The organism is Streptomyces sp. NPDC058964 (assembly GCF_042741275.1).
GTDB lineage: Bacteria > Actinomycetota > Actinomycetes > Streptomycetales > Streptomycetaceae > Streptomyces.
Window position 1 is genome coordinate 5,920 of the sequence record NZ_JBHYKH010000232.1, and the last position, 7,680, is coordinate 13,599.

Below are 7,680 nucleotides of genomic sequence, written 5' to 3' on the forward strand. Positions count from 1 at the left end.
CGCCACCCCGTCGCCCCGCCTCTGGGTGGCCCCCGGTTACGTCACCCTTTTGGGATATGGGATACCCCCCCCAAACAACCCCCCCATTTACCACACCTTTTTTATCAGGCTTGGACTACAAGATGCTTTCCATGGGGACTTGTGTCAACTGCTTGCTACAACCCGCCCGCTGACCTCGCCCAGCCCGACCCGGATCCCGCCCGCTCCCGGCGCCCACGCCGACAGCGTCACGACGTCCCCGTCCTCCAGGAAGGTCCGCTTGCCGTCCGGGAGTTCGAGCGGATCCCGCCCGTTCCAGGTCAGCTCGAGGAGCGAGCCGCGCTCGCGCTCCGCCGGGCCGCTCACGGTCCCCGATCCGTACAGGTCACCGGTCCGCAGTGAGGCCCCGTTCACCGTCATGTGCGCCAGCTGCTGCGCGGCCGTCCAGTACATGGTGGAGAACGGCGGCTCGGACACCACGTGACCGTTGATCGCGACGGAGATCCGCAGGTCGTAGCCGTCGGGCTCGTCCTCGGATGCGGAGTCGTCCAGATACGGCAGCAGCGGGTGCGTACGCTCCGGCGGCGCCACCCGCGCCCCCTCCAGGGCCTCCAGCGGGGTGATCCACGCCGACACCGACGTGGCGAAGGACTTGCCGAGGAACGGTCCGAGGGGGACGTACTCCCAGGCCTGGACGTCCCGCGCCGACCAGTCGTTCAGCAGGCACAGCCCGAAGACGTGGTCCCGGAAGTCGCCCAGCGCCACCGGCCTGCCCATCTCCGACGGCACGCCCACCACGAAGCCGACCTCGGCCTCGATGTCCAGCCGGACGGACGGGCCGAAGACGGGTGCCGGGTCGTTCGGGCCCTTCCGCTGGCCGGACGGCCGTACGACGTCGGTCCCCGACACCACGACCGTGCCGGAACGCCCGTGGTATCCGATCGGCAGGTGCTTCCAGTTGGGGGTCAGTGAGTCCTCCGCGTCGGGGCGGAAGATCTGCCCCACGTTACGGGCGTGGTTCTCGGAGGCGTAGAAGTCCACGTAGTCGGCGACCTCGAAGGGCAGGTGGAGGGTCACCGACGACAGGGGGTGGAACAGCGGTTCGATCGCCGCGCGGTGTGAGGGCACCGTCACCCATGCCGTCAGCGCGCGCCGGACGTCCGACCACGCCGTGCGGCCCGCGGCCAGCAGCGGGTTGAGGGTCGGCTGTGCGAGCAGGGAGGCGTACGGGGAGCCGAGCGCGTGCGCCGCCGCTCCCGCGTCGAGCACGTGGTCGCCGAGGCGGACGCCGACGGTCCGCTCCCGGCTGCCGGGGGGCGAGAACACGCCGTACGGGAGGTTGTGCGGGCCGAAAGGGTCGCCCTCGGGGACGTCGAAGGGGGGCATGGGGTGCTGCCTCACTCTCATCCGGTGCCTTGCATGGCCATACGTTCCATGTGGTCGCGCCACACGTTACGGCTGAGTTGCGTGTCTTGGGCAGTGTCTAAAGAGTTCGCAATGTCCGAATAGGCCTTGTCGGAGGGGTCAATTCCGGCTTAGCGTCCTTTGGGGGACACGGACGGGGTGGGTCCGGTCCGTAGGGGGGACACGTGGGGGGACCCGTGGCCAGGAATGCCGTCAGCGTGCCTTTCGAGGCCGACCGTGACGTGCCGGGCCTGATCGTCAAGTTCGGCGACTACCCGCTGCATCACGGCGGTGTCGGCGCGATCCGCAGCCTGGGCCGCCTCGGTGTGCCGATGTACGCGATCACCGAGGACCGTTACACACCCGCGGCCTCCTCCCGTTACCTCAAACGCGCGTTCGTCTGGCCGACGACCGGGGCCGAGGAACCGGCGTACCTGGTGGAGGGACTTGTCCGCATCGGCGACCGCATCGGCCGCCCCACCGTGCTCATTCCCACCGACGAAGAGGCCGCCGTCCTGATCGCCGAGCACCAGGACGCACTCGGGGACCGGTTCCTCTTCCCGCGCGTCGACCCCGGCCTGCCGCGCCGCCTGGCCAGCAAGCAGGGGCTGCACGAACTGTGCGTGGAACACGGCATCCCCAGCCCGTCCGCCGCCTTCCCGCAGTCGTACGACGAGATCGTGGAATTCGCCGAGAAGGCCCGCTTCCCGGTGGTGGCCAAGAACCGGGAGGCCTTCGTACGACGCAAACGGCCCGCCGTGAACGGCACCACGAGGATCGCCACCCGCGAGGGCCTGCTCACGCTCGCACGTGACTGGGGCGAGCGCCCCGGTGTGATCCTCCAGGAGTACCTGCCCAGGGAGGATGCGGAGGACTGGATCGTGCACGCCTGCTTCGACGCCGACTCCACCCCGCTCGCCATGTTCACCGGCGTCAAGGTCCGCTCCTGGCCGCCGCACGCGGGCATGACGGCCAACGCGTACGTCGTCGACAACCCGGAACTCGCGGACCTCGCCGCGCGTTTCATCAAGGAGACCGGCTTCAGCGGCATCATCGACCTCGACCTGCGCTTCGACCGGCGCGACGGGCAGTACAAACTCCTCGACTTCAACCCCCGCATGGGTGCCCAGTTCCGGCTCTTCGAGAACGAGTCGGGGGTGGACGTCGTACGTGCCATGCATCTGGATCTGACCGGGCGCAGCGTTCCGGAGGGGGAACAGCGCGCCGGTCACCGTTACATCGTGGAGAACATCGACCTTCCCGCCCTCCTCGCCTACCGCCGCAGCGGCTATACGACGCCGCACGCGCCGGCCCGGGCGAGCGGGACGGAGCTGGCCTGGCTGGCGGGTGACGACCCCATGCCGTTCCTCACGATGCTCGCCCGCTTCGTGCGTCCGGGCGCGAAGCACCTCTATCAGCTGTGGCGGACCAACCGCCGCGGCAGTACGACCAGTTCGGGCGGCTAGTCCAACCGATCGCCCGAGCCGGACCACGAAGTGACGGAAAGACGTCCTGGGGAGGGACTTCGTGATTCAACCGGTAGCAGTCATCGGCGCCGGCCCGTTCGGCCTGTCCACCGCCGCGCATCTGCGGGCGCGCGGCGTCCCCGTCCGCGTCTTCGGCGACCCCATGGTGAGCTGGCGCGACCACATGCCCGCCGGAATGATCCTCAAGTCGACCCCGGCGGCCTCCAGCCTCGACTGCCCGCAGAGCGGTCACACGCTCGCCGACTACTGCGACGCGGCCGGCATCCGCCGGCTGGTTACCGACGAGGACATCATCCCGGTCGAGACCTTCATCGCCTACGGCGAGTGGTTCCAGGAGAAGCTGGTGCCCGAGCTGGAACGGGTGCGGGTGGTCTCGGTCGACCGCAACAAGAGCGGCGGATTCGAACTCAAGCTGGACTCGGGAGAGTCGTTCACGGCCCGCGCGGTCGTGGTCGCGACGGGCCTGTCGGGCCTGGCCCACCTCCCGGCGGAGCTCGCGAAGGCGGCGGCGGACGGGCCCACCCCCACGGGCCCGGTGTCCCACAGCTCCCAGCACCACGACCTCACACGCTTCGCCGGCAAGGAGCTGATCGTCATCGGCGCGGGCCAGTCCGCGCTGGAGACGGCCGCCCTGGCGGCGGAGGCGGGCGCACAGGTGCGGGTGGTCTCGCGCGGCCACGGCAGGGTCGCCTTCGGCGCCCCGCCCTGGAACCAGCCGAAGCTGCGCCCGGAGTCCCCCTTCGGCCGGGCCTGGTCCCTCTGGGCCCTCAGCTACTACCCCCAGCCGTACCGCTACCTTCCGGCCCAGGCCCGCCACTACCTGGTCCGCCGGGTCCTCGGCCCGCTCGGCGCCTGGTGGCTGCGCGACCGTTTCGAGGGCAAGGTGCAGGTCGACGAGGTCGGCGCGGTGGTGGGCGCGGACGTCTCCGGCGGCAGCCCGGTCCTCACGGTCCGCACCCACGCGGGCGGCACCGGCCGGCTCACCGCCGACCACGTCATCGCGGCCACCGGCTATCGCGTGGACACCGCGGCCATGGACTTCCTGGGCCATGGAATCAGGACCCAGCTCATCGTGAGCCGCGGCGCCCCGAAGCTCGGCGCCGGTTACGTCTCCTCGGTCCCCGGCCTCTACTTCACCGGCCTCCCGGCCGCCGCGTCCTACGGTCCGGTGATGCGCTTCGTCTGCGGGACCGAGTTCGCCTCGCCGCGGCTGGCGAAGCACCTGGCGGCGGCGCACGGCTGACGTCCGGGGGGGGCGCCGGGGTGCGGGGGGGCCCGCGGCGCGCCCCCCCCCCCCCGGGCCGGCGGGGGACCCCCCCCCGGCCCCACACGCCGGTGCGCCTGTCCTGGACGTAGTGATCCCCGTCTACAACGAGGAGAAGGACCTCCGGCCATGCGTGCTCAGACTGCACGAGCACCTCAGGCGCACCTTCCCGTACGCGTTCCGCATCACCGTCGCGGACAACGCCTCCACGGACACCACCCCTCGGGTGGCGGCGCGGCTGGACGCGGAGATCGCCGAGGTCAGGTCGTTCAGGCTGGAGCAGAAGGGCCGTGGCCGGGCGCTGCGGACCGTCTGGTCCGCCTCGGACGCCCCGGTCCTCGCCTACATGGACGTCGATCTGTCCACCGACCTCAACGCGCTGCTGCCGCTGGTGGCGCCGCTGATCTCGGGTCATTCCGACCTGGCGATCGGTTCCCGGCTGGCCCGCAGTTCGCGCGTGGTGCGCGGCGCCAAGCGGGAGTTCATCAGCCGCTCGTACAACCTGATCCTGCGCGGCTCGCTGCAGGCCCGCTTCTCCGACGCGCAGTGCGGCTTCAAGGCGATCCGTCGTGACGTCGCCCAGGTCCTGCTGCCGCTCATCGAGGACACCGGCTGGTTCTTCGACACCGAGATGCTGGTCCTCGCCGAGCGGGCCGGGCTCCGCATCCACGAGGTTCCCGTCGACTGGGTCGACGACCCCGATTCCACCGTGCACATCGTGAAGACGGCGGCCGAGGACCTCCGGGGGGTGTGGCGCGTGGGCAAGGCCCTGGCCACGGGTTCGCTGCCGCTGGACCGGATCGCCCGCCCCTTCGGCGACGACCCGCGCGACCGCGAGATCAAGGACGTGCCAGGGGGCCTGGCCCGCCAGCTCGTCGGATTCTGTGTGGTCGGCGGTCTGTCGACGCTCTTCTACCTGCTGCTCTACAGCGGCTTCCGGCAGTTCTCCGGCTCGCAGGTCGCCAACGCGCTCGCCCTGCTCGTCTCGGCCGTGGCGAACACGGCGGCCAACCGGCGGCTGACCTTCGGGGTCCGCGGCCGTGGCGGCGCCGTACGGCACCAGGCGCAGGGCCTGGTCGTCTTCGGTATCGGCCTTGCCCTGACCAGCGGCTCGCGGGGGGGGGGGGGGGGGGGGACCGCGGACCCCGGCCACTCCACCGAGCTGGCGGTGCTGGTCGCCGCCAACCTCGCGGCCACCGTGCTGCGCTTCCTGCTCTTCCGCGCGTGGGTGTTCCCGGACCGGCGCGACTTCGGCGGGGGATCCACGGTCGTGGCGACGCACAACCCGTCCTCGCCGACCCGCGCGACGACGGTCCCGTACCAGCCCGGCACGCCGTTCCCGCAGCGCCCGGCGCAGCACGCGCCGTACCCGACCGCCCAGTTCCGCGCCGGCGAAGCCGCGGAAGGCACCTGGAGGGACGCCACCCTGCGGTTGCAGCAGGCGCGCCCTCACGACACCGACCCGGGGGACTCCCGATGACCACCCACACCGGCCAGACCATCCACCAGGGCAGTCCCACCGGGTGGGGCCCGCCCCCGACGGCTCCTGCGCAGGCTCCGTCCGCGGCCCCGGAGCCCGGATCCGGTGAGCCCGCACAGCCCTTCGTACGGAGACTGTGGCGCGGCCGCCCCGAGGACCCGCGCTGGGTGCGCCCGGCCTTCCTCGGCCTGCTGGCCGCCACCTTCCTGCTCTACCTGTACAACCTGAGCGCCTCGGGCTACGCCAACTCCTTCTACTCGGCGGCCGTCCAGGCCGGCAGCAGGTCCTGGAAGGCGTTCTTCTTCGGCTCGCTGGACGCGGGCAACGCCATCACCGTCGACAAGCCCCCGGCCTCGCTGTGGCCGATGGCGCTCTCGGTACGGGTCTTCGGCCTCAACTCGTGGGCGATCCTGGTCCCCGAGGTCGTCATGGGCGTCCTGACGGTCGCGGTGGTGTACGCGGCCGTGCGGCGCCGGTTCAGCCCGGCGGCCGGGCTGATCGCGGGCGCCGTGCTCGCGCTCACCCCCGTCGCGGCGCTGATGTTCCGGTTCAACAACCCGGACGCGATGCTGGCCCTGCTGATGGCCGTCGCCTGCTGCATGGTGATCCGGGCCCTGGAGGACGGCCGCACCAAGTGGCTGGTGTGGGCCGGTGCCGCGATCGGCTTCGCCTTCCTCGCCAAGACCCTGCAGGCCTTCCTGATCCTGCCGCCGCTGGCGATCGTGTACGCCGTCTGCGGGCCGGTGAACCTGAGGAAGCGCCTGGGACAGCTGGCCCTGGCCACGGTCGCGCTGGTGGTGTCCGGCGGCTGGTGGGTCGCGATCGTCGAGCTGTGGCCGGCGTCCTCGCGCCCGTACGTCGGCGGCTCGCAGAACAACTCCTTCCTGGAGCTGACCTTCGGCTACAACGGCCTCGGCCGTCTCAACGGCGACGAGACCGGCAGCGTCGGCGGCGTCGGCGGGGGTGGCGGCGGTGGCGGCACCGGGCAGTGGGGCGAGACCGGCTGGGACCGGATGTTCAACTCCGAGATCGGCGGTCAGATCTCCTGGCTGCTGCCCGCCGCGCTGATCCTGCTCGCCGCCGGCCTGGTGGCCACCCGAAGGGCCCGCCGGGCCTCGGTGACCCGTGGCTCGTTCCTGGTCTGGGGCGGCTCACTGCTGATGACCATGGTCGTCTTCAGCTACATGGCGGGCATCTTCCACCAGTACTACACGGTCGCCCTCGCCCCCTACGTCGCGGCCGTGGTCGGCATGGGCGCCGGTCTGCTGTGGGAGCGGCGCGCCGGGACATGGGCGTCGATCACGCTCGCCGCCTCGGTCGTCGCGGCCGCGGCCTGGGGCTACGTCCTGCTCAACCGCACCTCCGACTATCTGCCCTGGCTCAAGTGGCTGGTCCTGGTCGGCGGCCTGGTCGCCGCCCTGGGTCTCGTCTTCGCGGGCCGCGTGACCCGCAGACTGGCCCTGGGGGCGGCGGCGGCCGGCCTGGTCGCCGCGCTGGCCGGACCGACGGCGTACACCCTCAGCACACTGCAGGAGGGGCACACCGGCTCGATCGTCACGGCCGGTCCGGCCGGCGCGAGCATGCTGGGCGGCGGCCGCGGCGGTCCCGGTGGCGGTATGCGCGGTGGGGCGGGCGGCGGCATGCCCGGTGGCATGCCCGGCCAGAACCAGCAGGGTCAGGGCCAGGGCTTCCCGGGTGGCGGTCTGGCCGGCGGCAACGGCGGCCTCGGAGGCTTCGGCGGAGGCATGCCGGGCCAGAACCAGCAGGGTCAGCGGGGTCAGCAGGGTCAGGGCTTCCCGGGCGGCGGTCAGACCGGGGACCGCGGTGGCATGGGCGGCGGCGGTGGCGTCGGCGGCCTGCTCAACGGCGCCGGCGTCTCCTCCGAGGCCAAGAAGCTGCTGGAGACGGATGCGGCGGAGTACACCTGGGTCGCCGCGTCCATCGGTTCCCAGAACGCCGCGAGCTACCAGCTCGCCACCGGCGACCCGGTGATGGCGATCGGCGGCTTCAACGGCACCGACCCGTCCCCGACGCCGGCCCAGTTCAAGAAGTACGTGGCGGAAGGG

Annotated in this window: 5 protein-coding genes; 4 read left to right on the forward strand and 1 reads right to left on the reverse strand. The window is 71.8% G+C overall.

Features of this window, described 5'->3' with window-relative positions; all coding sequences use genetic code 11:
* Positions 1-144: 144 nt before the first annotated feature.
* A complete protein-coding gene (gene fahA / locus ACFW2E_RS25960; protein WP_384469481.1) occupies positions 145-1,365 on the reverse strand; it encodes a fumarylacetoacetase in 1,221 nt (406 codons plus the stop codon).
* Between the two features lie 236 nt (positions 1,366-1,601).
* Between fahA and ACFW2E_RS25965 the strand changes: the two genes are divergently transcribed.
* The 4 genes from ACFW2E_RS25965 to ACFW2E_RS25980 all read left to right on the forward strand — a co-directional run.
* Positions 1,602-2,849, forward strand: coding sequence for an ATP-grasp domain-containing protein (locus ACFW2E_RS25965; protein WP_384469482.1), 1,248 nt, complete (start codon positions 1,602-1,604; stop codon positions 2,847-2,849).
* A gap of 61 nt (positions 2,850-2,910) precedes the next feature.
* A complete protein-coding gene (locus ACFW2E_RS25970; protein WP_384469483.1) occupies positions 2,911-4,113 on the forward strand; it encodes an FAD-dependent oxidoreductase in 1,203 nt (400 codons plus the stop codon).
* A gap of 112 nt (positions 4,114-4,225) precedes the next feature.
* Entirely contained in the window at positions 4,226-5,614 is a 1,389-nt protein-coding gene (locus ACFW2E_RS25975) for a glycosyltransferase (protein WP_384469484.1), read from the forward strand.
* Positions 5,611-7,680: ArnT family glycosyltransferase (locus tag ACFW2E_RS25980; protein WP_384469485.1), on the forward strand; the 2,070-nt coding region annotated here is incomplete at its 3' end. The genes ACFW2E_RS25975 and ACFW2E_RS25980, both read left to right, overlap by 4 nt.

Excerpts from the sequence above, each read along its gene's own strand:
- fahA (WP_384469481.1), bottom strand. The coding sequence starts at position 1,365 with ATGCCCCCCTTCGACGTCCCCGAGGGCGACCCTTTCGGCCCGCACAAC.